Annotated in this window: 23 protein-coding genes; 16 read left to right on the forward strand and 7 right to left on the reverse strand. The window is 32.0% G+C overall.

All coding sequences use genetic code 11. The features are described from left to right. Positions 1-39 precede the first annotated feature (39 nt). The 11 genes from nosZ (at position 40) to H0I32_RS06315 (ending at position 10,484) form a co-directional block, all read left to right on the forward strand. Positions 40-2,010, forward strand: coding sequence for a Sec-dependent nitrous-oxide reductase (gene nosZ / locus H0I32_RS06265; protein ID WP_179312606.1), 1,971 nt, complete (start codon positions 40-42; stop codon positions 2,008-2,010). A 150-nt stretch (positions 2,011-2,160) separates the two neighbouring features. Then, a complete protein-coding gene (locus tag H0I32_RS06270; RefSeq protein ID WP_173588351.1) occupies positions 2,161-2,775 on the forward strand; it encodes a hypothetical protein in 615 nt (204 codons plus the stop codon). A 29-nt stretch (positions 2,776-2,804) separates the two neighbouring features. Further along, on the forward strand, positions 2,805-3,242 hold the full coding sequence (locus H0I32_RS06275) for a nitrous oxide reductase accessory protein NosL (protein ID WP_173588350.1): 438 nt from the start codon (positions 2,805-2,807) through the stop codon (positions 3,240-3,242). A 3-nt stretch (positions 3,243-3,245) separates the two neighbouring features. Beyond that, on the forward strand, positions 3,246-3,680 hold the full coding sequence (locus tag H0I32_RS06280; protein ID WP_173588349.1) for a CopD family protein: 435 nt from the start codon (positions 3,246-3,248) through the stop codon (positions 3,678-3,680). Between the two features lie 3 nt (positions 3,681-3,683). Continuing rightward, positions 3,684-4,928: a nitrous oxide reductase family maturation protein NosD gene (locus tag H0I32_RS06285; protein WP_179312604.1), complete on the forward strand. Its 1,245-nt coding sequence runs from the start codon at positions 3,684-3,686 to the stop codon at positions 4,926-4,928. After that, positions 4,922-5,629 carry an ABC transporter ATP-binding protein gene (locus H0I32_RS06290; RefSeq protein ID WP_173588347.1) on the forward strand — a complete coding sequence of 236 codons (708 nt, stop codon included), beginning with the start codon at positions 4,922-4,924 and terminating at the stop codon, positions 5,627-5,629. The genes H0I32_RS06285 and H0I32_RS06290 overlap by 7 nt, the downstream gene beginning before the upstream one ends. Beyond that, positions 5,622-6,404 (forward strand): ABC transporter permease, encoded by a 783-nt coding sequence (locus H0I32_RS06295; RefSeq protein WP_173588346.1) that lies wholly within the window; start codon positions 5,622-5,624, stop codon positions 6,402-6,404. The genes H0I32_RS06290 and H0I32_RS06295 overlap by 8 nt, the downstream gene beginning before the upstream one ends. 125 nt (positions 6,405-6,529) lie before the next feature. Beyond that, complete coding sequence (locus H0I32_RS06300) at positions 6,530-6,952, forward strand: hypothetical protein (RefSeq protein WP_246293556.1); 423 nt, start codon at positions 6,530-6,532, stop codon at positions 6,950-6,952. Positions 6,953-7,063: 111 nt separating this feature from the next. Beyond that, positions 7,064-7,405: a hypothetical protein gene (locus tag H0I32_RS06305; RefSeq protein ID WP_179312603.1), complete on the forward strand. Its 342-nt coding sequence runs from the start codon at positions 7,064-7,066 to the stop codon at positions 7,403-7,405. Positions 7,406-7,503: 98 nt separating this feature from the next. Beyond that, positions 7,504-8,346, forward strand: coding sequence for a hypothetical protein (locus H0I32_RS06310; RefSeq protein WP_179312601.1), 843 nt, complete (start codon positions 7,504-7,506; stop codon positions 8,344-8,346). A gap of 137 nt (positions 8,347-8,483) precedes the next feature. Then, entirely contained in the window at positions 8,484-10,484 is a 2,001-nt protein-coding gene (locus tag H0I32_RS06315; protein WP_179312599.1) for a TonB-dependent receptor plug domain-containing protein, read from the forward strand. An 8-nt stretch (positions 10,485-10,492) separates the two neighbouring features. Here the strand turns inward: H0I32_RS06315 and H0I32_RS06320 are convergent, their stop codons facing one another. The 7 genes from H0I32_RS06320 to H0I32_RS06350 form a co-directional block, all read right to left on the reverse strand. Then, positions 10,493-10,945, reverse strand: a complete 453-nt coding sequence (locus tag H0I32_RS06320; RefSeq protein WP_179312597.1) for a pyridoxamine 5'-phosphate oxidase family protein — start codon at positions 10,943-10,945, stop codon at positions 10,493-10,495. 28 nt (positions 10,946-10,973) lie between these two features. Continuing rightward, positions 10,974-11,798 carry a universal stress protein gene (locus H0I32_RS06325; protein WP_179312595.1) on the reverse strand — a complete coding sequence of 275 codons (825 nt, stop codon included), beginning with the start codon at positions 11,796-11,798 and terminating at the stop codon, positions 10,974-10,976. 102 nt (positions 11,799-11,900) lie between these two features. Then, complete coding sequence (locus H0I32_RS06330) at positions 11,901-13,100, reverse strand: hypothetical protein (RefSeq protein WP_179312593.1); 1,200 nt, start codon at positions 13,098-13,100, stop codon at positions 11,901-11,903. Between the two features lie 112 nt (positions 13,101-13,212). Then, positions 13,213-13,944 (reverse strand): iron-sulfur cluster repair di-iron protein, encoded by a 732-nt coding sequence (gene ric, locus H0I32_RS06335; protein ID WP_179312591.1) that lies wholly within the window; start codon positions 13,942-13,944, stop codon positions 13,213-13,215. Positions 13,945-13,993: 49 nt separating this feature from the next. Next, positions 13,994-14,428, reverse strand: a complete 435-nt coding sequence (locus tag H0I32_RS06340) for an RrF2 family transcriptional regulator (protein WP_179312589.1) — start codon at positions 14,426-14,428, stop codon at positions 13,994-13,996. Positions 14,429-14,499: 71 nt separating this feature from the next. Beyond that, positions 14,500-14,850 carry a hypothetical protein gene (locus H0I32_RS06345; protein WP_179312587.1) on the reverse strand — a complete coding sequence of 117 codons (351 nt, stop codon included), beginning with the start codon at positions 14,848-14,850 and terminating at the stop codon, positions 14,500-14,502. Next, complete coding sequence (locus tag H0I32_RS06350; RefSeq protein ID WP_173588336.1) at positions 14,850-15,824, reverse strand: polyprenyl synthetase family protein; 975 nt, start codon at positions 15,822-15,824, stop codon at positions 14,850-14,852. Before H0I32_RS06350 ends, H0I32_RS06345 begins: the two co-directional genes overlap by 1 nt. 180 nt (positions 15,825-16,004) lie before the next feature. Between H0I32_RS06350 and H0I32_RS06355 the strand changes: the two genes are divergently transcribed. The 5 genes from H0I32_RS06355 to aspS all read left to right on the forward strand — a co-directional run bounded on the left by H0I32_RS06355 (position 16,005) and on the right by aspS (position 24,710). Further along, positions 16,005-16,607: a TetR/AcrR family transcriptional regulator gene (locus H0I32_RS06355; RefSeq protein WP_179312585.1), complete on the forward strand. Its 603-nt coding sequence runs from the start codon at positions 16,005-16,007 to the stop codon at positions 16,605-16,607. A 3-nt stretch (positions 16,608-16,610) separates the two neighbouring features. Next, the gene (locus tag H0I32_RS06360; RefSeq protein WP_179312583.1) at positions 16,611-17,957 is read left to right on the forward strand and encodes a TolC family protein; all 1,347 of its coding nucleotides are present in this window, start codon (positions 16,611-16,613) and stop codon (positions 17,955-17,957) included. A gap of 14 nt (positions 17,958-17,971) precedes the next feature. Further along, positions 17,972-19,153: an efflux RND transporter periplasmic adaptor subunit gene (locus tag H0I32_RS06365; protein ID WP_179312581.1), complete on the forward strand. Its 1,182-nt coding sequence runs from the start codon at positions 17,972-17,974 to the stop codon at positions 19,151-19,153. Beyond that, a complete protein-coding gene (locus H0I32_RS06370) occupies positions 19,153-22,674 on the forward strand; it encodes an efflux RND transporter permease subunit (protein WP_179312579.1) in 3,522 nt (1,173 codons plus the stop codon). Before H0I32_RS06365 ends, H0I32_RS06370 begins: the two co-directional genes overlap by 1 nt. Positions 22,675-22,955: 281 nt before the next feature. Next, entirely contained in the window at positions 22,956-24,710 is a 1,755-nt protein-coding gene (aspS, locus tag H0I32_RS06375; protein ID WP_179312577.1) for an aspartate--tRNA ligase, read from the forward strand. Positions 24,711-24,712: the final 2 nt, after the last annotated feature.

The raw sequence follows: 24,712 nt of genomic DNA on the forward strand, positions 1-24,712 counted from the left end.
CCACCTACGGAATAAAACAATAACCAAAACTAATTAACAATGAAGAATATAATAATATCAACATTTGCAATTGTAATTGCTTTAACAACATTTACTAGTTGTAATAATTCAGGAAAGTCAGGCGGTAAGTCTGGTGCCTTAGGAAGTAATATCGCTGAAAAAGTTTATGTAGCTCCTGGAGAGTACGACTCGCATTATGCCTTCCTATCAGGTGGATACAGCGGTAACGTAACAGTGTACGGTTTACCTTCTGGTAGAATGTTTAAAGAAATCCCTGTCTTTTCTCAATTTCCAACCTCTGGTTATGGGTATTCTGAAGAAACAAAACCAATGTTAAACACCTCTCACGGATTTATCCCTTGGGGAGATGCGCATCATCCAGATATCTCTCAATCAAAAGGGGAATTAGATGGTCGTTGGTTATTTATAAATGAAAACAACACGCCTCGTATTGCAAGACTAAGTCTTACCACATTTGAAACCGAAGAAATTATTGAAGTACCTAATAGTGCAGGTAATCACAGTTCTTCTTTTGTAACAGAAAACACAGAATATGTTGTTGCAGGAACACGTTTTTCTGTGCCAATTCCACAACGTGATATGCCAATTAAGGACTACAAAGGAAACTTCAAAGGATCCTTATCTTTTATTAGCGTAGCGCCTGAAACTGGTAACATGGATATTAAATTCCAAATCCTAATGCCAGGTTTTAACTATGATTTATCGCACCCTGGACGTGGAAAATCTCATGGTTGGTTTTTCTTTACAACATATAATACAGAAGAGGCTAATACCCTTTTAGAAGTTAATGCGTCACAAAATGATAAAGATTTTATTGCAGCTATTAACTGGAAAAAAATTGAAGAGTATGTAAATAATGGTGGTGGAACAATGATGCCTGCTAATTATGCACATAATGTATATAATGAGGACACACATACAGCAACCTCTACTATGAAAAAAGAAGTTCGTGTTGTAAACCCAATTGATGTTCCTGGAGCTGTTTATTTTATTCCAACACCAAAATCACCTCATGGTTGTGCTGTAGATCCTTCTGGAGAATACATTGTAGGTAATGGTAAATTATCAGCAAACGTAACAGTGCATTCATTTACAAAAATGTTAGATGCTATTAAAAATGAAAAATTTGCAGGTGAAGCTTACGGAATACCTATTTTAAACTTTGAAGATGTGTTAGCAGGTGTTGTAAACCAAGCAGGATTAGGACCATTACACACTGAATTTGACGGGAAAGGAAATGCATATACGACATTCTTTATTTCTTCTGAAGTTGTAAAATGGAAACTAGGAACATGGGAAGTTATCGACAGAAAACCTACTTATTATTCTGTTGGTCACTTAACAATTCCTGGAGGAAACTCTGGAAAACCACAAGGTAAATACATGTTTGCAATGAATAAAATAACCAAAGACAGATACTTACCAACGGGTCCAGAGATGGAACACTCAGCACAATTATATGATATCTCTGGAGACAAAATGGAGCTATTATTAGATTTCCCAACGCATGGAGAGCCACATTACGCTGCTGCAATGGAAGCAAGTATTATAAAGGAGCAATCTCAAAAAATCTATAAACTAGCAGATAACAAGCATCCATATGCTGCAAAATCTGATGCAGACACCAAAGTGGTAAGAGACGGAAAAGAAGTACATATTTATATGACAACTATTAGAAGTCACTTCTCACCAGATAATATTGAAGGTGTAAAAGTAGGCGACAAAGTATATTTCCACGTTACTAACTTAGAGCAAGATTTTGATGTACCTCATGGATTTGCGGTAATAGGACAAAATAATTCAGAGTTACTAGTAATGCCAGGACAAACAAAAACATCTGTTTGGGAACCAAAACAAGTTGGTGTATGGCCATTTTACTGTACAGATTTCTGCTCTGCATTACACCAAGAAATGCAAGGTTACATAAGAGTCTCTGCAGCTGATTCAGACACACCAATTAAGTGGTCTCTAGGTGAAGATATCGAATAACTAATATTAAAAATTAGAGAGATTTTGTTTTAGTGTTTATTTCTCTAATTAAGGCGAGAGTTGAATTTTCGCTCTCGCCTTTCTTTTTTAAAACACTTTATTCTGTTTACACAGAAACCTCACTGATTACCACATTAAATACAACTTATCATGAAAAAGGCTAGCATTATAATGATTATAGGTTCATTACTATTATTAGGACTTTTTAAATTCCCTCTATGGAACATTATGCTAGGTGCACCACAATATCCTGATCCATTAGGAATGAATATCTACATTGAAGGTATTAAAGGTGTTGAAGAATTTGATCTACAAAATATTGATGGTCTAAACCACTACATTGGCATGAAAACAATCCCAAAAGCCGAAGAGATGTGGGAGTTTTCAGTTTTTCCCAAAGTTATTTTAGGTATGGCCATTTTAGGTGCTGTTATTGGCTTATTAGGATATTTTGAAAAACTAGGCTATAAATACTTTATAGGATGGTTTCTATTAATGTCAGTATTAGGCATATTAGGTATGTATGATTTTAATAATTGGCTCATAGACTATGGTAGTAATTTAGATCCGCATGCTATTATTAAGGTAACCAATCCGGATGGGACACCTATGTCTTATAAACCACCATTATTAGGATTTCAAAAACTATTAAATTTTGATGTTACGTCATTACCACACACAGGAGGTTATCTCATGTTTATTGGTATGGCATTAACACTTGTTGCTTTTTGGTTAGGCCGAAAAGCAAGCCTTAAAAAGGTATAACAGTAACGCTCTAAAAAAACACTATACCCATGCAAACACTAAAACACTATTTACCAGTCTTATTACTTCTTATTTTTACAAGTTGTAATGTTGGCCCAGCACCCATAAACTATGGAAGCGATAGTTGTCAATTTTGTACAATGACTATTGTAGATAAAGTACATGCCGCTCAAATTGTAACTCAAAAAGGTAAAGTCTATAAATTTGATGCAACAGAATGTATGATTAATTTCACAAAAGAATTTAACACGTCTGAAATTCAACTCTACTTATCTAATAATTACACAGAACCCGAAATTTTAATTGACGCTACAAAAGCCACATTTTTAATTAGTGAGCAGATTCCTAGCCCCATGGGAGCGTTTCTTTCAGCCTTTAAAAATAAGTCTGATGCTGAAAAATTTCAAGCAGATAATGGAGGGCAATTATATACATGGAATCAACTTCTTTCAAAGTTAAATAATTAGGTCATGCTTTTAAAACTCATCATATTCTTACACATTATTTGTGCAACGATCTGGACTGGCGGTCACTTAATTCTAGCATTAGGCTTTTTGCCTAAAGCATTATCAAAAAATGACTTTAGCATCATAGAGCAATTTGAATCAAAGTTTGAACGTATTGGCATTCCTGCATTACTTATTTTAGTAATAACTGGTATTTATATGGCCAGTATTTACACCACAGATTTTTTTAAGTTCGACTTTTCAAATCATCAAAACAAGCATATATACATTAAATTAATCTTATTGTTATGCACTGTTCTACTTGCCGTACATGCGCGCTTTTTTTTAATTCCAAAGAAAAAATTAAAGCCACTCGCTTACCACATAGGTTTGGTTACGCTGATCGCTGTGTTGTTCGTTTTTGTAGGATTTAGTTTAAGATCAGGAGGATTATTATAGCTTATGAAAAACATTAAAATCATATTATTACTATTAGTTCTATTCCTTGCAAGTCGCAACAGCTTTGCACACCAAATTGAAGTTTGCAAAACTTGTCCTATTTCAACATTAAGCGATGGTATTGCTCAAGCAAAGGATTTTGATACCATTGTAGTTAAAAAAGGGACGTATAAGGAACATAATGTTATTGTGAACAAGCCCTTAACCATTATTGGTGAGAATTATCCCATTATTGATGGTGAATTGAAAGGTGAAATTATTACGATTATTTCAGATAATGTTACTGTTGATGGTTTATTTATTATTAATGTTGGCAATAGTTATACTGCAGATTATGCAGCCATACGTGTTAAAAACAGTAAAAATTTCTTAATTCAAAATTTGGTTTTAGAAAAATTATTCTTCGGTATTTATATCGAAAAATCAAGAGATGGTAAAGTCATTCATAATAAAATAATTGGAGAGGCGAATGAAGAATATAATTCAGGAAACGGCATTCAACTTTGGTACAGTAAAAATATTCAGATTGAACATAATTTTGTTCAGCATGTTAGAGACGGTATTTATCTAGAATTTTCTGACTTTTGCACTATTAAAAACAATGTCAGCGCATTAAACGTACGCTATGGCTTACACTTCATGTTTTCTAACGACGATTTATACGAAGACAATACTTTTGAAAACAATGGAGCTGGTGTTGCTGTTATGTTTTCAAAGCGCATAAAAATGTACAATAATCTTTTTAAAGAAAACTGGGGAACAGCTTCTTACGGAATGCTTTTAAAAGAAATAAATGATGCCGAAATCATAGGTAATACTTTTGAAGACAATACCATCGGAATCAACATAGAAGGTTCTAACCGTATTATTTATAAACACAATAATTTTTCAAATAACGGATGGGCCATCAAAGTAAAAGGCGCCTGTTATACTAATACATTTACGGAAAACAATTTTTTATACAATTCCTTTGATATTGCTTACAACAGTAATGTTAACGATAATGTTTTTGATAAAAATTACTGGAGTAATTACACCGGTTATGACTTAGACAAAAATGGTGTTGGAGACGTTCCTTACAGACCTGTAAAACTGTTTTCTTATATCGTGAATCGCACACCAGAAACTATCATTTTACTGCGTAGTATGTTTATAGATATCATTGATTTTTCAGAAAAAGTGTCGCCAGTATTTACGCCAGACAATTTACTAGACAATAACCCAATAATAAAAAAAATAACATGGTAACCATTCAAAATCTACATAAAACGTTCGGAAAAAACCAAGTCCTTAGTGGTGTTGATTTATCTATAAGTGAAGGTGGAATTTTTGCTGTTCTTGGTCCAAATGGCTCAGGTAAAACCACGTTGATAAAATCAGTTTTGGGTATGGTGATTCCAGATAAAGGAGATATTTCTGTACTTGGTGAAAACATTAAAAAGAATTCAGAATACAGACATAAAATAGACTATTTACCACAAATCGCCAACTTTCCGAGCAATCTTAAAGTTAAAGAATTAATTAAAATGATTAAGGATTTACGTAAGCCAACCAATGAAGATGAGCGTTTAATTGACCTATTCAAACTTGAACCTTTTTTAGATAAAAAATTAGGAAATCTTTCTGGAGGAACAAAACAAAAAGTAAATCTCGTTTTAACCTTTATGTTTGATAGTCCATTAATTATTTTAGACGAACCAACCACAGGTTTAGACCCCATTTCCCTTATTAGATTAAAAGATTTAATTAAAGCTGAAAAAAACAAAGGAAAAACAGTGCTCATTACCTCACACATTATGAGTTTTGTTGAAGAAATTTCAGACGAAATTGTATTTATCCTAGAAGGCAAAATTTACTTTAAAGGCTCTATTCAAAAATTAAAAACCAAGACCAATCAACCCGATTTTGAACATGCGATTGCGTCTATATTAACAGATAATCATGCTTAAGATATTAAAATATAGTTTTTACGACCTTATGCGTAGTCGCTGGAGTTATGTGTATTTCGCATTTTATTTATTGCTTGGAGTTGTGTTATTATTTTTAAATAACGATTTATCTAAAGCAGTGATTACTTTAATGAACGTCATCATCGTTTTAGTACCATTAATAGGAACCATTTTTGGCGTCATGTATTATTATAATTCGCAAGAATTTACGGAGCTACTTTTAGCACAACCCATTAAACGTTCTTCCATATTCTTAGGTCAATATTTAGGTGTTGCGCTATCCTTATCTATGAGTTTAATTTTAGGATTAGGGATTCCATTTGTGTTTTACGGATTATTTGAAAGTAGTGCCATTTGGGACTTTTCTCTTCTACTTATTACTGGTACATTTTTAACCTTAATATTTACCGCTCTTGCCTTCAATATTGCGTTATCTAACGAGAATAAGATTAAAGGATTTGGTTACGCCATTTTACTTTGGTTGTTCTTGGCTGTTATTTATGACGGCCTCTTTTTAATGACCTTAATTATGTTTGAAGATTATCCACTAGACAAAGTATCACTTTTTGGCACCATGCTAAATCCTATAGATTTATCAAGAACGCTAATTCTTTTAAAATTAGACATCTCAGCATTATTAGGTTACACAGGTGCTGTTTTCAAACAATTTTTCGGAACAAGCTTTGGTTTAATTGTATCTTTTGTGATGCTCACCGTTTGGGTTGTGATGCCTGTTTTACGCATTGTATTCAAATCAAAGAAAAAAGATTTTTAGTTGTGATCTCAATAATTATCAATTGTTATCTGGTTGAGCGCAGTCGAAACCTTTTCTTTTAATATTAAAGACCTTTCGACTGCGCTCAAGGTGACATCTCGTATCTTTTTAAACTTATAAAAATCATGACAATAAAACATGTAATAATCGCGTTGCTATTAGCATTAACTTTTGGTTGTAAAAACGAAACTGCTAAGCCTGAAAAACATTCAGCCATTCAACTTGAAGGTTTAACCTTAAATAATAACGAAAAATGGATTGCCAATAAAGAAACGCATATTGGCATGAAACGTATTGATTCTATTTTAAAAAATAACACTTCAACAAATGGAAAACTATTAGGTGAAGCCCTTTCAAAACAAACCAGCTATATTATTAAAAGCTGCGATATGGAAGGAGAAGCTCACGACCAACTTCATGTGGTACTCGTTCCTATTTTAGAAGAGATTACAGATATAAAAGATGTAGAAAACTCTTTAGACGTTGAGAAAAAAGTCACAACTCTAAAACGTTTAACGGCCACCTATTTTCAATATTTTAAAATTTAAGGTTAGCTGACATAAATCATATAATAAAAGACAAATTAGTCTGAATTTAGCCTTATGATATTAAAAATCATATATAAAGCTACGGCATTGTTTTTAACGTTCGTTTTACTCATGAACACTATAAATAATGTGGCTATTGTAACCGATTTTATAATTAACCAAGATTTTATTACCAAAACACTTTGTATTCAAAAAGATGACCAAAAAGGCTGTAATGGTAAATGTTATTTAACAAAACAGCTGGTACAAAACAACACAGATTCTAATTCAGATACACCGCTAAATTTAGTTGACAGAACACGCTTAGACATCTATGTTATTAATACAACTATAGAATATACTTTTAATGATTTTTCTAAAATTTCAAATCTTAAAAACACTTTTTATTACAGAATAAAACAACCTGTTTCTGGGTATTATGATATCCATACACCACCACCAGATTTAAGTTAATTTTTTTTAAGCTCTACTCAGAGCAACTTCCATTTTTTTGAAACCAAATCGGCTTCAAACAGGATTCTTACATTAAAAAATAACTTAAACATTTTAAAATGAAACTTAAATATTTATTACCAATCGCATTTATTGCACTATTCTTTTCATGTTCAACAGACAACGATGATGATGCCATAGTTAATGAAACTGAAGGCCTAGAACTTATTCAAACTATTATTAACAACAACCAAACCATAGAACTTTACAACGAGAAAGGTATGTTTGAAACTGGCTATAATTTAGTTAGTCTTAGAATTAAAGACAACACCACAGATAGCTATATTGAAGATGCTACCCTTTCTTGGATGCCAATGATGCAAATGCCAACTATGGAACATTCTTCGCCTAAATCTACAATTACTAAAGCTTTAGGAAAAGATACCGTTTATGAAGGTTTTATAATCTACCAAATGACAAACACAGATGCTTCTGGTTGGTCACTAACCTTAAATTACACTATTGATGGCACTGATTATTCGGTTACAGAAACGATATCTGTATTTCAATATGAAAACCAAAACACAGCGAGTTTTATGGGAAGTGATGACACCAAATATATCTTGGCACTTATTGAACCAAAAGACCCAAGTATTGCTGTAAATACAATGAAAGTTGGTTTGTTTAAAATGGAAAACATGATGACGTTTCCAGTTGTAGAAGACTATACCATAGCTTTAGACCCACGTATGCCAGGCATGGGAAATCATACGTCACCTAACAATACAGATTTAACTTATAATAATGCAGATAATTTCTATTATGGCGATTTATCATTAACAATGACTGGTTACTGGAAACTAAACCTAAAGTTAATGAATGCAGACGATAGTGTTTTAAAAGGAGAAGACGTTACCGATGAAAACGAAGCGAGTAGCTTGTATTTAGAACTGGAATTTTAATTTATCCTTACTGTCATTAAGAATGAGGCACGAAGTGAAGAATCTCAACTTTAATAGTGGTTGTGATTCTTCAGTTTCGCCTCTAACTTCTAAGACACATTTTTACCAATTCATTTAAAACACTAAAATTTTTAGCCATGAAAATGCTAATAACAGTCATTCTATGTCTGCTATTGTCTTCTTTGGGATTTGCCCAAGACAACAATAAAGAGATTAAAAAAGACACTACAAAATTAGAAGAAGTCCTCGTACTTTCTAGGCGAAAATTAAGTAATCACAGACAAGAAAAAACACTGTCTAGCATTGATGACTTCTTAGAAAAATCGAACAAAGTCACCATGATAAAACGTGGCAATTACGCTTGGGAAGCCACTATTAATAATATGGCAAGTGAGCGATTGGTAGTCACTATTGATGGCATGCAGATTTTTGGTGCTTGTACAGATAAAATGGACCCAATAACCTCTTATATTGATGTTTCTAATCTAGAAAAAGTGAGCATTGGCTCGGGACAAGAAGGTACAGAAAACGGTCATTCAATTGGTGGAGGAATCGATTTAAAACTACCATCCTCTAAATTTAATGGTTCAGGTTTTAAAACCGGTTTAGACTTAGGTTATGAAACTAACGGAAATTATAAAGCAACAGGATTAGATGTAGAATATACAGGCAATAAATTCTTTATTAGCGCTGACGGTATTTACAGAAAATCCGATAATTATGATGCTGGCAACAATAAAGAAATCCTATATTCTCAGTTCGAAAAGTATAACATTTCACTACAATCTGGTTACAAATTTTCGGAAACACAAAGCATAGATGCCAACGTTATTTATGATAAAGCTACAGATGTAGGTTATCCTGCTTTACCAATGGATGTTTCTTTAGCTGAAGCTTTAATTACATCTCTAACGCACTATTACAAACCTGAAGATAAAGCCTTAAAATCTTTAGAAACCAAATTGTATTTTAATACCATAACACATATTATGGATGATACTAAACGACCAGTTGTAGCCATAAGAATGGACATGCCTGGTTGGAGCGATACTTACGGGTTTTATAGTAAAGCAGAAATGCTAAAAAACAAACACCATCTTACTTTTAACGTCAACGGATTTTATAATAAGTCTTTAGCAGAAATGACCATGTTTTCTAATAATCCCGAAGAACCAGATATGTTTATGTACACATGGCCAGATATTAGAACCTTATACTCTGGTATATTCTTAAAAGATGATTTTCACTTTAACGAACATGAAACTATTGCGTCTTCTATAAGGTTGGGTTATCATAATAACAAAATTGCAAAAGAAGTTGGTGTACAAAGTCTTGAGATTTTTCATGGCAATGTAGACGAACAAAAAGACCGATTCTTGGTTAGTTTATCTTCAACCTATCAACTTAAAAAAGAGAATTACAACATGTCTTTAGGCTTAGGTTATGGCGAACGAGCACCTTCAGTTAGCGAAGGTTATGGCTTTTATTTATTCAATAGTTTTGATAACTACGATTACATCGGAAACCCAAATTTAAAAGACGAAAAAGCACTTGAAGTAAATTTTAACTTCGAACAAAACTATAATGATTTCGAAATAGGTTTAGAAACTTCATACTTCTATATCATGGATTATATCATTGGTGAATTGTCATCAAATGTTAGTTCTATGACTATTGGTGCTAATGGAGTGCGTGTATATTCTGCCTTAGACCATGCGTCTATTTTTAGTTCATATTTAAATAGTAGTTATAAAATATCAGAGCGTTTTACCATAAACGGCACAATAGGCTACAACTACGGAAAAGGTAATAATGGTGAAAATTTACCACTCATTAAACCGTTTTCTTATTTTGCTGAATTCAATTATAATAGACCAAAATTTAATGTAGCATTGCAGTTAGATGGTAATGGCAACCAAAGTAATTACAGTATTAAATATGGTGAAAATGAAACGGCTGACTATGCTATTTTAAACCTGAATTTAGGAAATGTGTTTTATAATAAACTCGGTAAAACGGTATTAAAATATGGTATTGAAAACATATTAGACACTAATTATTCTACGTTCGCAGATTGGAATAACTTCCCTAGACAAGGACGTAATTTCTATGTGAATTTATCTTATATTTTTAAATAAAAACAGAATTATAAATCTATTGTCATCTTCCCTATCATTTCTTCAATCTTAATAACAAAAACTATAGCGGTTTTATCACTGCTAATTTTAGCAGAAAATTCACTGATGTAGTCTAAGTCGCGTAACTCTGTTCTCATCACAACATTTTTAATTCCCAAAGAAAACTCATGAAGCACCGCTTTTGCACCGCTTCCTTCTAACTCTTCAAATTCACCATGAACAGTAACAGACTTCCACTTTGTTATGGATCTTATATCTAAAACTTCAATCGCTACTCTATTGTATTTACGCAAAGCAGATATTTTATGCCCCTCATTAGAGTAACAAATAATTCTATTATCATCGTAATAGTAAGTAATAGGTACAACAAAGGGCTTATTATGATACACATATGCTAAGTGACCTATGTAATTTTTATGAAGTATTCTTTTACAATCTTCATGACTTAATGACTTAATCATATTTCACGATTTAAATTCGACATCTACTTTATTGACTATGCAGCACTAATAATGGTAATTTCATTCTAGACTTTAATTCTTTACTTGGAGAAGCATTAAATAATCGTTTTAAAAATGACTTATCTTGTGCAATAAAAGCGGTTATATTAATATCATTAGTTTGAAGATAACTGGACACCGCATAATCTATAGGTACATCTTCGATATACTGATATTTAGCATCTAAAAGCGATAACCTTTCCTTATCTCTAAGGATAATATTAGAATCATTATTCCCTAAAATAATTCTAAGTACGTGAAGCTTTAAATGAAAGTCTTCTGTAAAATCTATAATATTTTCAATCAACTCGGTATTTAACGCACTATCTAATTCTAAAGACACAAGAAATTGATTAAGAGGTTTAAATCTATAATCCTTGGGTACTACAATGGTTTTACATTTTACTTTTTTAATCACATTCATTGTATTACTACCAAAAAGAACTTCTTTAACATTAGAAGTACCATTACTTCCCATAATTACAAAATCTATCAAAAATTTAGTAATAGATTGATTGATGGCATCAGTAAAAACATCATAATCTACAACAGTTTCAAAATGATAATCTTCAGTTTTAAAATCATTTTTAAGTATGGTTATTAAGGTTTCTAATTTTGCCTTTGGTTTCTTTGTTATAGAATCGTAGATACTATTTTTGGGAGATATTAATAAATCATCAGAAATATAATTCCCAACTTTATGCACGTACATAAAATAAAACGTACACTTTTTAGATTCAAAAAAATGCATAGCATACCTAATGGCATTAGTCGCATTTTCAGAAAAATCAGTAAGTAGAAGTATATTCTTCATAACTCTAGAACTTATTACTAAAACTATTATATCCCTGAATATAAAACTATGACATAAATCAGTTTAAAATATTAACTTCAAAAAACACGTCTTTTTTATAGCCTATAAATCTCTGTATTGTCTACTTTTTCTAATAATATTGAATAAAATAAAACTAATTCCTAAGGGCAATAAAATGCTAAACATAAATAGTAATAGATAATAATTTGAAAGCAAGCCTATTTCAAAGTAAAACATCACACCTTGAATTAAGAGTAATATTTCTGTTAAAAGAAAACCCAAAACAAAGCTATAAAAACCAATAGTTAAGCTTTTAGAATTGGTTACCAATTTACTTTTTAGAATAAAAGCAAACAGAAATCCTGAAATCACACCTAACATTAATAAATGAATAAAACCAATCACAAAATTATGATGATTAAAAACAACTTCAGAAAATTGAGGTAAAACTGAAAAGGTTTGAAACACGACTTTTAACAAAAAACAAACCAGAGCAAAACCATACATATATAACACAAGCGTATGCTCCTTTTTGATTAAAATAAGTTGTTTTGATTTTAGTATTTGAAAGCATAAATAGAGTGTTACCACCTGAAGAATTATACCAACGCCATTAATCCATAGTAAACTCTTGTGAGGTAAAAACCATTGAATTGGCAATGCAAACGTTAATATAGTTGATAGGATTAATAAGACATAAAACTGTCTAAATATTTTTGAATCTTCAACTCTTAAAAGATGAAAGAAAATTGCAATAACTCCAATTAAAAACCAACCATTAAACTGAAAATGTAAAAAGAATTGAATCGCAATATTGTAAAACGCGGAATCAGAACCAAGTATAGAAATCACAGGTCCCAAACACCAAACACCTATCGTAGAAACCACCATAAAAATGAGTGCTGTTTTTAATAGTTTTTGGCTTACTCTACTATTTACTTTTTGATATTTCCAAATGAGATACATAAAATAGTAGCTACAAAAAATATGTAGTGTTGAAAACGATATAGAAATAGCAGCATACCCTTGAAGCGGAAAGCTTATCATCATCCCAACAACAGCAAATTCTGTTACCCAAAACAAACGTGTAAAACGTTTAGGTTGATCTGGAATAAAATAATGCACAAAAAGTGTAAATAACATTAAATATACCCACCCTAACATAGCAACATGAGAATGCGCATGCGTTAAAAATCTATAATTTAAACCAATGGATTGTAAAAATGAGAAGCGTAGCGCTAACCCCATTAAGGCAGCAATTAGAAAATTAATTAAACATATGACAACTAATTTTTTGGGCATCGTTTAGATTACGATTTAGAAATATACTCATTACAAAAATGAAAACCCCAAGATGTCAGTGAATAACATCTTAGGATTTTCTAAAGTAAGAAAACAATTAAGGAATCTGATATTAACCAAATTGTTGTTCTAATTTTATAGCTTCAGGAAACAATATATTATTTTCTAAATGAATATGTAGGTGCAAATCTTTTTCAAATTCTTCTAGCATAGCGTAAGTCACTCTATAAGTATTACATGCGTCTGCTGGAGGATTGTAATTATTTGTCAATTCTGCAATATCTCTAAAGCGTTGTCCTTCGTTATCATGTTCTTCCATCATCATTGTAATAGGGTTTTCAACCGTACCAAATTGCGGAGATTGTACTGCGCCATTTTCTAATTTAGCAGCGACCATTTTTTTAATAAATGGAAAAAGAATGAGTTCTTCTTTCTTTAAATGTGATGCTAATTCGCCAGCAGAAGCTGTAAACAATTTATTGACTTCAAACAATTCTGGATGACGTTCGCCATGTACTTTACATAATTTATCTAAAAACTGACGTAAAACAGGAGTTTTTTCTTCAACATATCTATGGTGTTTTTTTTCAATATACTCTGCCAACAAATCTAATGGCCAAGATTTATAATCAATACTTTCACCAGATTTAGAGTCTAAAACTTGCTGAATCTCTTTTATTAATTTAGTACTATCAATTCCTTTTTTTTCGCAAGCCTCTTCTACTGTTCTATTACCATTACAACAAAAATCAATTTTATATTTAGAAAAAATTGCTGCAGTTCTAAAATCATCAGCAACGTACTGACCTATTTCTTTTACGGTATTTTTTTGAAGTGTTTCCATATTATAATTTTATTTCGGATAATTTTATCTTATTTATATTCAAATTTTTTTAGACCTTTAAAAATGTTACACCAGATTTTATATCTAATGCTAATTGCTCTAAACTTGTGTTTTCTAACATATCTTGAAGTTCTTCTCTAATAACCTTAAACTTATCGTGTACAGGACAAGGATGGTTTTCATCGCAAGTATGCAAACCTAATCCACAACCTTTATAGATACCATCTCCATCAATAGCATAAACAATTTGCGCTAGTTTAGTGGTTGCAATTTTATCTTTATCAATTTCAAAACCACCATAAGCACCTCTTACAGATTTTACAATATTGTTCTTAACTAAAGCTTGTAAAATTTTAGCCGTAAAAGCTTGGGGAGAATCAATCTCTTCTGAAATTTCTTTTGGACTAACACGTCTATTCTCAAATGAATTACTAGCAATAAAGATAGCTGCTTTTATTCCGTATTCACAGGCTTTAGAAAACATTGTATAATTAATTTAGAATACAAAAATACAACATTATTTTAAATAAGATAAATTTATCCCAAATAAATAATCTAAACATATTTAGACTTATACCAAACCTTTTGCCATTCACGTTGTAGCAGCATAAACGTAACGTCTTCAGACATTTTTAAAACATCACTACCATCGAGGTTTCTAATTTTTATTTCTGAAACATCAACGATATATAACAAATTAAGGTAATCTGAAAATTTAGAATTTATAAGATTAAAAATTGTTTCTTGTAGTACTAACTTTAAACTTGTTGGCAAAGTATCTTTATGAAACTCTAAATCAATATTAGCATACAACAGATCCTTGTTCAGTTGCAAAATCAGCTTTTTATAAAGGTTTAAACTTTCTGCTTCTGTTATTAAATCTTCAAAATTAGAGGGCAAAGTCATTATACACGTCTATTCATTAATTGCGCTCCAAATAATCTAAGTGATTGTTTTCTTTCTTCTGCAATATTTAATGTTTCTAAAACATTCAGTGCTTTATTTGTATAAGCTTTTACAGCAATCTGAGTTGCTTCTGCTGCACCTGAATTCACAAAAAGCTGCTTTACCATTTCAACTTTATCGTCATTAGAAAGCTTTGTATTATTAATCGCTTTTTTCAAATTAGAACTATCATCTGCAGTCCCTAATTCTAAAGTCTTTAAATACAAATAGGTTTTTTTATTTTCAAGAATATCACCACCAACTTGTTTTCCAAAAGTTTCAGGGTTTCCAAAAGCATCTAAATAATCATCTTGCAGTTGAAATGCAATTCCTAATAAACGACCAAATTCGTAAATAGAAGTTTGATCTTCTTCTGAAGCCTTAGCTACAATAGCACCCATTTTCATGGCTGCACCAACCAAAACGGCTGTTTTAAACTCTATCATTTTAAGATACTCAGCAATCGTAACATCGTCACGAGTTTCAAAATCGATATCATATTGCTGACCTTCACAAACCTCTAAAGCTGTTTTACTAAATAATTTTGCTAAAGCTTGAAAAATAATGGGCTCATAATTCTCAAAAAGTTGATAAGCCATAATCAACATGGCATCACCAGATAGAATACCTGTGTTAAGATTCCATTTCTCATGCACGGTCGCTTCACCTCTACGTAAAGGCGCATCATCCATAATATCATCGTGAACTAACGAAAAATTATGAAACACCTCTATAGATAAAGCGGCATCCATTGCATTTTTTGCCGTTCCTCCAAAAACCTCAGCAGTCATCAAAGTTAAAATAGGTCGCAACCGTTTACCACCTAATTGAAGAATGTAATTTATAGGTTGATATAAGTTTTGAGGTTCTTTATTTACGGTAAAAGTTTCTAAATATTTTAGAAATGGTTTTTGGTACTGTTCAATGTGTTGCATAAGGCAAAAATAAATCAATTGTTTCAATAATAAAGACTGTCTAGTTTGAAAAAATTGACTGATATAATGCGATAGGTAAAAAAAACATTAAACTTAGGAAACTTTTTTGGTTTTTAAAGTTTCCTATTGTAGTTTTGCACCTTATTAAAAATAAGATTTCCAAGCGTGGAAACACTAAAAATGAAAGACAAAATAATACATAAATCTGTTGATTTATTCTTAAACCTAGGGTTTAAGAGTGTAACAATGGATGATATTGCTAATGAAATGGGAATTTCTAAAAAAACGATTTATCAGCATTTTCAAAATAAAACTAAATTAGTAGAAGCTACGGCAATGCATGTTTTTAATAACATTTCTTATGGCATAGACTGTATTTGTGAACTTGATAAAAATCCTATTGAAGAAATTTATGAAATAAAAAAGTTTGTAATGACACATCTAAAAGATGAAAAGTCATCACCACAATATCAGCTTCAGAAATATTACCCAAAGATTTTTGCTTCTTTAAAAGGTAAACAGTACCAAAAAATGACAGGCTGCGTGACACGTAATTTAGACCGTGGAGTTGCTGCAGGACTTTATAGAGAAACAATAGATATTAATTTTATTGCAAGACTCTACTTTAATAACATGTTATCATTAAAAGATCAGGATATTTTTCCTCGTGAAAATTTTACAATGACCATGTTAATGAACAATTATTTAGAATACCATTTAAGAGGTATTTGCTCACAAAAAGGATTAGAAACACTAACAAAGTTAAACATCAATCAAAATTAAGTAATGAAAAAAACACTTACTATTATAGTCACTTTCATACTTTTCCAAACAGGGTTTTCACAAGAACAACCCTCTAGCCTTTCGCTTCAAGAAGCCATAGACTATGCTTTGGAAAACAATAGATCTTCCATAAATGCAACACGTGATATTGATGCTGCAAAACAACAAAAGTGGGAAACTACTGCTACTGGCTTACCACAAATAAGCGGAAGTGTAGATTATCAAAATTATTTAAAACAACAAGTTTCAGTTATTCCTGCAGAATTTCTTGGAGGACAAGAAGGGGAATTTGCAGAGGTTGTTTTTAGCACAAAACAAAGTGTAACCGCTTTTGCTACCTTATCTCAAAAAATATTTGATGGTTCGTACATTGTAGGATTACAATCTGCTAAAGTATATTTAGAAATATCTAAAAATGCTAAAGTAAAAACAGATTTAGAAGTTAGAAAAGCTGTTATAGATGCTTACGGTAATGTTCTTTTAGCCGAAGAAAGCATTGCTATTTTAGAACGTAACATAGAAGTTTTAGAAAAAAACCTTTACGAAACCAATAAGATTTTTGAAAATGGCTTAGAGGAAGAAGAAAGTGTAGAACAACTTAAAATTACATTATCTGGTGTTAAGAGCAGTTTAAGTAATACTAATAGATTAAAAAAATTAGCCTACCAGATGCTTAATTTCACTTTAGGGCTAGACGTTCACGATACATTAGCTTTAACGGATAATTTAGAAACATTAACCGAAAATAATATCTCTCTTAATATTTTAGATATTGAAGAAAACCCAGAGAGTACTATAGATTACCTAATAGCATCTAATGATGCAGAAGCTAAATCTTTATTATTGAAGTTAGAAAAAAGTAAAGCCTTACCAACCTTAAATGCTTTTATAAATGGTGGTTACTCTGGTTATGGTGATGAGTTTAATTTCACTAAAAAGAGTCAAGATTGGTTTGGATCTTCTTTATTTGGTGTAAGCTTAGATATTCCAATATTTAGCTCAGGTATGCGAAATGCTTCTACCCAACGTGCTCAAATTAATTTAGAAAAAGCAGAAACGGAACTTACAGAAACCGAACAACGTATAAAACTAGAAATTGCATCTGCTAAAAGCGATTACCAATTCGCTATAGAAGATTACGACAACAAAAAAGAGAATTTAGAGCTTGCAGAACGTATTGAAACTAAAAATCAAACTAAGTTTTTTGAAGGTATTGGTTCTAGTTTTGAACTAAGACAAGCCCAAACTCAATTGTACGCAGCACAACAAGAATTACTACAAGCAATGCTAGATGTTGTTAACTCTAAAGCTGTTTTAGAAACCGTTTTAAATACACCAATCAATAACTAAAAATCCTAATTAAAATGAAATATATATATCTATTAATAATCGTTGCTGCGCTATCAGTATCGTGTTCTGAGAAAAAGAAAAACTCAGTAGAATACCTTATAGAAAATGGTAATCTTAAAACTTTAAGAGAAAAACGTGGCGAACTTGTTGGAGAACAACAGGCTATTAACGATAAGATTAAGCTTTTAGATGAAAAAATAAAAACAGTTGATACCACTAAAAATGTTCCTTTAATTACAACGTTTAAAACCAAAACTGAAGTTTTTAATCACGTTTTAGAACTTCAAGGTAACGTAACTACTAAAAACCTTTTAACCATAACACCTGAGTACAACGGTATTTTAACCCATGTATATGTTAAGGAAGGACAAAAAGTTACAAAAGGGCAAACGTTAGCTAAGATTGATGACGGAGGATTAAGTCAACAATTGGCTCAATTAAAAATACAAGCCGAACTTGCTAAAACGACTTACGAGCGTCAACAAAGACTTTGGGAACAAAACATTGGAAGTGAAATTCAATATTTACAATCAAAATCTACTTATGAATCGCAACAAGAAGCTGTAAACCAATTGTATCAGCAAATCGCAAAAACAACAGTAAAAGCTCCTTTTTCTGGTACTATTGACGATATCATTACAGAGCAAGGAAGTGTTGTCGCTGCTGGTCAATCACCATTAATGCGTATTGTAAATTTAGACAATATGTATATTGAAACAGAAGTTCCAGAAAGTTATGTTTCTAATGTTACTAAAGGAAAAAATGTAAGTGTAAACATTCCTGTTTTAGGACAAACAATAGAAACTAAAATTCGTCAAGCTGGAGATTTCATTAATCCTTCAAACCGTACTTTTAAGATTGAAGTAGAAATTCCAAACAAAGACAAAGCTATTAAACCTAATTTATCTGCACGTTTAAAAATCAACGACTACACTAGCGAAAAAGCGATATTAATTCCTCAAAGTGTTGTTTCAGAAAATGCAGAAGGAGAACAATACGTTTATGTTGTAAACGATAAAAATGAAAAAGGTATTGGTACCGCTGAGCGCATTATCATTAAAACCGGAAAAACGCAAGGTGACATTATTGAAATTATACAAGGACTTTCTTCTGGGGCAGAAATCATTCAAGAAGGTGCACGTAGTGTAAGAGATGGACAATCTGTTGAAGTTATTAATTATGAAACTAAAAACTAATGGCTGAAAACAAAAAAAATACCGAAAAAGAATTTAGTTGGTCTTCTTGGGCAATTAACAATAAGACCACAATGTATGTGCTTATTGCTGTATTTTTCTATTTAGGAATTTCAGCTTTTTTCGACATGCCAAGAGAAGCTTTTCCAGAAGTCAATGAGACTAAAATTTACGTCAGTACTATTTATCCTGGTAATACTGCTGAAGATATTGAAAAGTTAATTACAAACCCTGTAGAAGACCGTCTAAAAACGGTAAGTAATGTTGTAGAAATCACCTCAACATCACAAGAAGATTACTCTATGGTCGTTGTAGAATTTGACGAAAGCATTACCGTAGAACAAGCCAAACAAAAGGTTAAAGATGAAATTGATTCTGAAACCGCAAGTGAAGATTGGCCAACATTTAATGATGCAAAAGTAGAACCTAATGTTTTTGAATTGAGTCTTTCAGAAGAAATGCCTATTCTTAACATTAATATTTCTGGTGATTACCCTATTGAAAAATTAAAGGATTATGCTGAATATCTTCAAGAAGAAATTGAAGATTTACAAGAAATTAAGAAGGCAGACATCCGTGGGGCTCAAGAAAAAGAGGTAGAAGTAGAAGTGGATATCTATAAAATGATGGCTTCTAAAGTGACTTTTAATGATATTCTTGCTGCTATTAGTTATGGAAACGTAACACAATCTGCTGGTAACTTAAAAGCGAGTGGACAAAGACGTACTATTAGAATTATTGGTGAAATTGAAGATCCTTCTGAACTTGAAGACTTCGTTGTAAAATCAGACAATGGTAATCCTATCTACTTAAAGGATGTTGCCACCGTTTCATTTCACGAAGAAGACAAAACCACTTTTGCCAGAAAATCTGAAAAACCTGTAGTAATGCTAGACGTTAAAAAACGTGCTGGTAAAAACATGGTTGCTGCTGCAGAACAAACACAAGCTATTGTACAAAATGCCATAGACAATGTATTCCCTAAAGATTTAGAGGTAACGATTACCAATGACCAATCCCCAGTAACCATTGGTAAGGTTGATGATTTGGTAAACAACATCATCTTTGGTGTTATTTTAGTTGTTACCGTTTTAATGTTCTTCTTAGGATTTAAAAATGCATTATTCGTTGGTTTCGCAATCCCAATGTCTATGTTTATGTCTCTTATGATTTTAAGTTTTATAGGCTATAGTTTAAATACTATGGTATTATTTGGACTTATTATGGGACTCGGAATGTTAGTAGATAACGGAATTGTGGTTGTTGAAAACGTATTCCGTTTAATGGAAGATGAAGGTATGGGCCGCATTGAGGCTGCCAAGAAAGGTATTGGAGAAATTGCCTATCCTATTATTATATCTACAGCAACAACCGTTGCAGCCTTTGTTCCTTTAGGACTTTGGCCTGGTATTATGGGTGAGTTTATGAAGATATTACCAATAACATTATCTGTTGTTTTAGGTTCTTCTTTAATTGTAGCTATCTTTTTTAATTCAGTATTAGTCTCTCGTTACATGACTACGGAAGACAAGGATATGCCGTTAAAACAACTGATTAAAATCACTATCATTATTGCTTTATTTGGAATCTTAATTCTATTATTTGGTGGTGCTTATAAAGGTTTAGGTACCATTATGATTTTCACAGCGGTTATGCTATGGGTTTACCGTTATATTGTTAGAGGAATGGCTAATAATTTTCAGAATAAAGCTTTAGTGAAATTCGAAAATTGGTACGAAATAAGATTACGTAACGCACTGTCTGGTTGGTCACCAACGATATTAAGTGTTAGCACATTCTTATTATTAATTGCAGCATTTGTTGCCTTTGGTATCTCACTAAAGACACAACGTACAAAAGTTGAATTTTTTCCAGATAATAAACCCAACCAAATTATTGTCTACATAGAGTATCCACAAGGTACAGCTATTGAAAAAACCAATGCTATTACTGCTCAGATAGAAAAACGTATTGATGCTGTTATTAACTCAGATGAATACATGGATGGAGACAGAAACTTCTTAGTAGAAAGTGCGGTTTCTCAGGTTGGTGAAGGTGCAGGCAACCCACAAACAGATATGGGATCTGGTGCAGAAATGCCACACAAAGCTAAGATTACAGCCTCTATGCGCGAGTATAAATTTAGACGTGGAGAAAATAGTGAGATCTTACGCCAAAAAGTACAAGAAGCCTTAGTAGGTATTTATCCTGGAGTTTTAATTTCTGTTGAAAAAGACACCAACGGACCACCTGCGGGTTCTCCTATTAATATTGAAATTATCGGTGATGATTATAATGAATTAATTGCTACTGCAGAACAGATGCGTACGTTTATTAACGCTAAAAACATCCCAGGGATTGATGAGCTAAAAATTGACGTTAATAAAGATAAGCCTTCAATGTTAGTTGAAATCGACAGAAAAAAAGCAGGTGAATTAGGTATTACGGCAAAGCAAATTGGAGATCAATTACGTAATTCCATCTTTGGTTCTAAAGCCGGAATTTTTAAAGAAGACGGCGATGATTTTGATATATATGTGCGTTTTAACGAAGCTAATCGTTATGATAAAAGTGCTCTTTTTAATCAGAACATTACATTTAGAGATAACTTAGGTCAGATTAAGGAAGTTCCTTTATCTACTGTAGCAAAGCAGAAAAACACTTCTAGTTTTAGTGCTATAAAACACATAGACTCTAAACGTGTGGTTACCGTATATTCTGCATTATCACCAGGATTTACAGACGCAGGTGCTATTGTGACTCAAGTTCAAAATGAAATGAAAAGTTATGAAGGTTTATCTAAAGACATTCATATCGATTACACTGGTCAAATTGAAGAACAAAACAAACAAATGGCCTTCTTAGTTGGTGCATTTTTTACAGGTCTTGGGTTAATTTTCTTTATCCTAATCTTTCAATTCAACTCTATTTCTAAGCCAACTATTATTATGATTGCGATTTTCTTAAGTTTTATTGGTGTGTTTGGCGGTATCGTTATTACAGGTAGTGCTTTCGTTATTATGATGACCATGGTGGGTATTATTTCACTCGCCGGAATTGTAGTAAATAACGGTGTGGTTCTTTTAGATTATGCGCAACTTTTAATTGATAGAAAGAAAAACGAATTAGACCTTATTGAAAGTGATTACTTAACAACAGAAGACTTATTTGAAAGTATTGTTAGAGCAGGTAAAGCGCGTTTAAGACCTGTTTTATTAACTGCTATTACTACAATTTTAGGATTAGTGCCATTAGCAATTGGTTTAAATATCAACTTCTTTACTTTATTTTCAGACTTAGACCCTAACATTTACATGGGTGGAGATAACGTTGTTTTCTGGGGACCATTAGCATGGACGGTTATTTATGGTTTATTAGTCGCTACATTCTTAACCTTAATTCTAGTCCCAATTCTATTTTTCTTAAGTGTGAAATTTAAAATGTGGTTGCGCTTAAAATTAACATCAGAACCTTTAAGAGCAAATGAAGCTAAAGATTTTGACCCAATTGAAATAGATAACTAACTAGATTCTTATTTTAAGAAAAAAACACGCTGTATAAATAGTCGTAAAATGACTTTTATACAGCGTGTTTATATTTTGTTAAGGTTTCATCTTATAGCATTTAAACTGAATTTTAGATTATATTTTTTAATATGAAAGGTTCATTTATATATTCTTTAAATTATTCGACCTTCTTATCACGAAAAATCCTGTTTCCTTATCTAATAATAATTAAACTTAGTTAAATTTGCACCCGCATTCATAATTGCATTAGCAAGGACGGACAAAATTAAAATTTCATTATGTACAGAAGTCACAATTGTGGTGAATTAAGAACATCACACAACAATACAGAAGTTACACTTTCAGGATGGGTTCAAGGTGTTAGAGATAAAGGTTTTATGATCTATTTAGATCTTAGAGATCGTTATGGAATTACACAACTCTATTTTGATGAGAAAAGCACTCCAAAAGACATCATGGAAAAGGCTTCAAAATTAGGACGTGAATTCGTTATCCAAGCGAAAGGTAAAGTTGTAGAACGTGCTTCTAAAAACCCAAATATCCCAACAGGAGATATTGAAGTTTTAGTTTCAGAATTAAACATTTTAAACACATCATTAACACCTCCTTTTACTATTGAAGATAAAACAGATGGTGGTGATGATTTACGAATGAAATACCGTTACATCGATATTCGTCGTAATCCTGTAAAAAATAACTTAATCTTTAGAGCAAAAGTTACGCAAGCGGTAAGAAACTTTCTTTCTAACGATGGTTTTATCGAAGTAGAAACACCTTATTTAATAAAATCTACACCAGAAGGTGCTCGTGATTTTGTTGTGCCTTCTCGTATGAATGAAGGACAATTCTACGCGCTTCCACAATCGCCTCAAACTTTCAAGCAACTATTGATGGTTGGTGGTATGGATAAATATTTTCAGATTGTAAAGTGTTTTAGAGATGAAGATTTACGTGCAGACCGTCAGCCAGAATTCACACAAATAGATTGTGAAATGGCATTTGTAGAGCAAGAAGATATTTTAAATGTTTTTGAAGGGTTAACACGTCACTTACTTAAAGAAGTGAATGGTGTTGAAATTGAAAAATTCCCAAGAATGCTTTATGACGATGCGATGCGTTTATACGGAAATGACAAACCAGATATTAGATTTGGAATGGAGTTTGGAGAACTTAACGAAGTTACACAACATAAAGAATTTGGTGTTTTTAATAATGCCGAATTAGTCGTTGGTATTGCTGTACCAGGTGGAAATTCTTATACAAGAAAAGAAATTGATAAATTAATAGACTGGGTAAAGCGTCCACAAGTTGGAGCTTTAGGTATGATCTATTCGCGTTGTAATGATGATGGAACTTATAAATCTTCAGTAGATAAATTTTACAATCAAGAAGATTTAGCTAAATGGGCAGAAATCACAGGAGCAAAAGCTGGTGATTTAGTTTGTGTTTTATCTGGAGACACTAATAAAGTAAGAGCGCAATTAAGTGCTTTACGTATGGAATTAGCAACACGCTTAGGTTTAAGAGATCCTAAAGTATTTGCACCGCTTTGGGTTATAGATTTCCCTTTATTAGAACTAGACGAAGAAACGGGTAACTACCATGCCATGCACCACCCTTTTACATCACCAAAACCAGGGCAAATAGAATTGTTAGATTCTAAACCAGGAGAAGTAAAAGCAAATGCTTACGATTTAGTTTTAAATGGTAATGAAATAGGAGGAGGTTCTATTAGAATTCACGATAAGAAAACACAAGCTATTATGCTGAAACATTTAGGGTTTTCTGAAGAAGATGCTAAAGCACAATTTGGTTTCTTAATGGATGCCTTTGAATATGGAGCACCACCACACGGAGGACTTGCTTTTGGTTTAGATAGACTTGTTGCTATTTTAGGCGGACAAGAAACTATACGCGATTTTATTGCTTTCCCAAAAAATAATTCAGGCCGCGACGTAATGATTGATGCACCTGCACCAATTGACGATCAACAACTTGAAGAACTAAGTTTAAAACTAAATTTAAAAGCTTAAAA

Source organism: Winogradskyella sp. HaHa_3_26 (assembly GCF_019278425.1).
In the GTDB taxonomy this organism is placed as follows: domain Bacteria; phylum Bacteroidota; class Bacteroidia; order Flavobacteriales; family Flavobacteriaceae; genus Winogradskyella; species Winogradskyella undariae.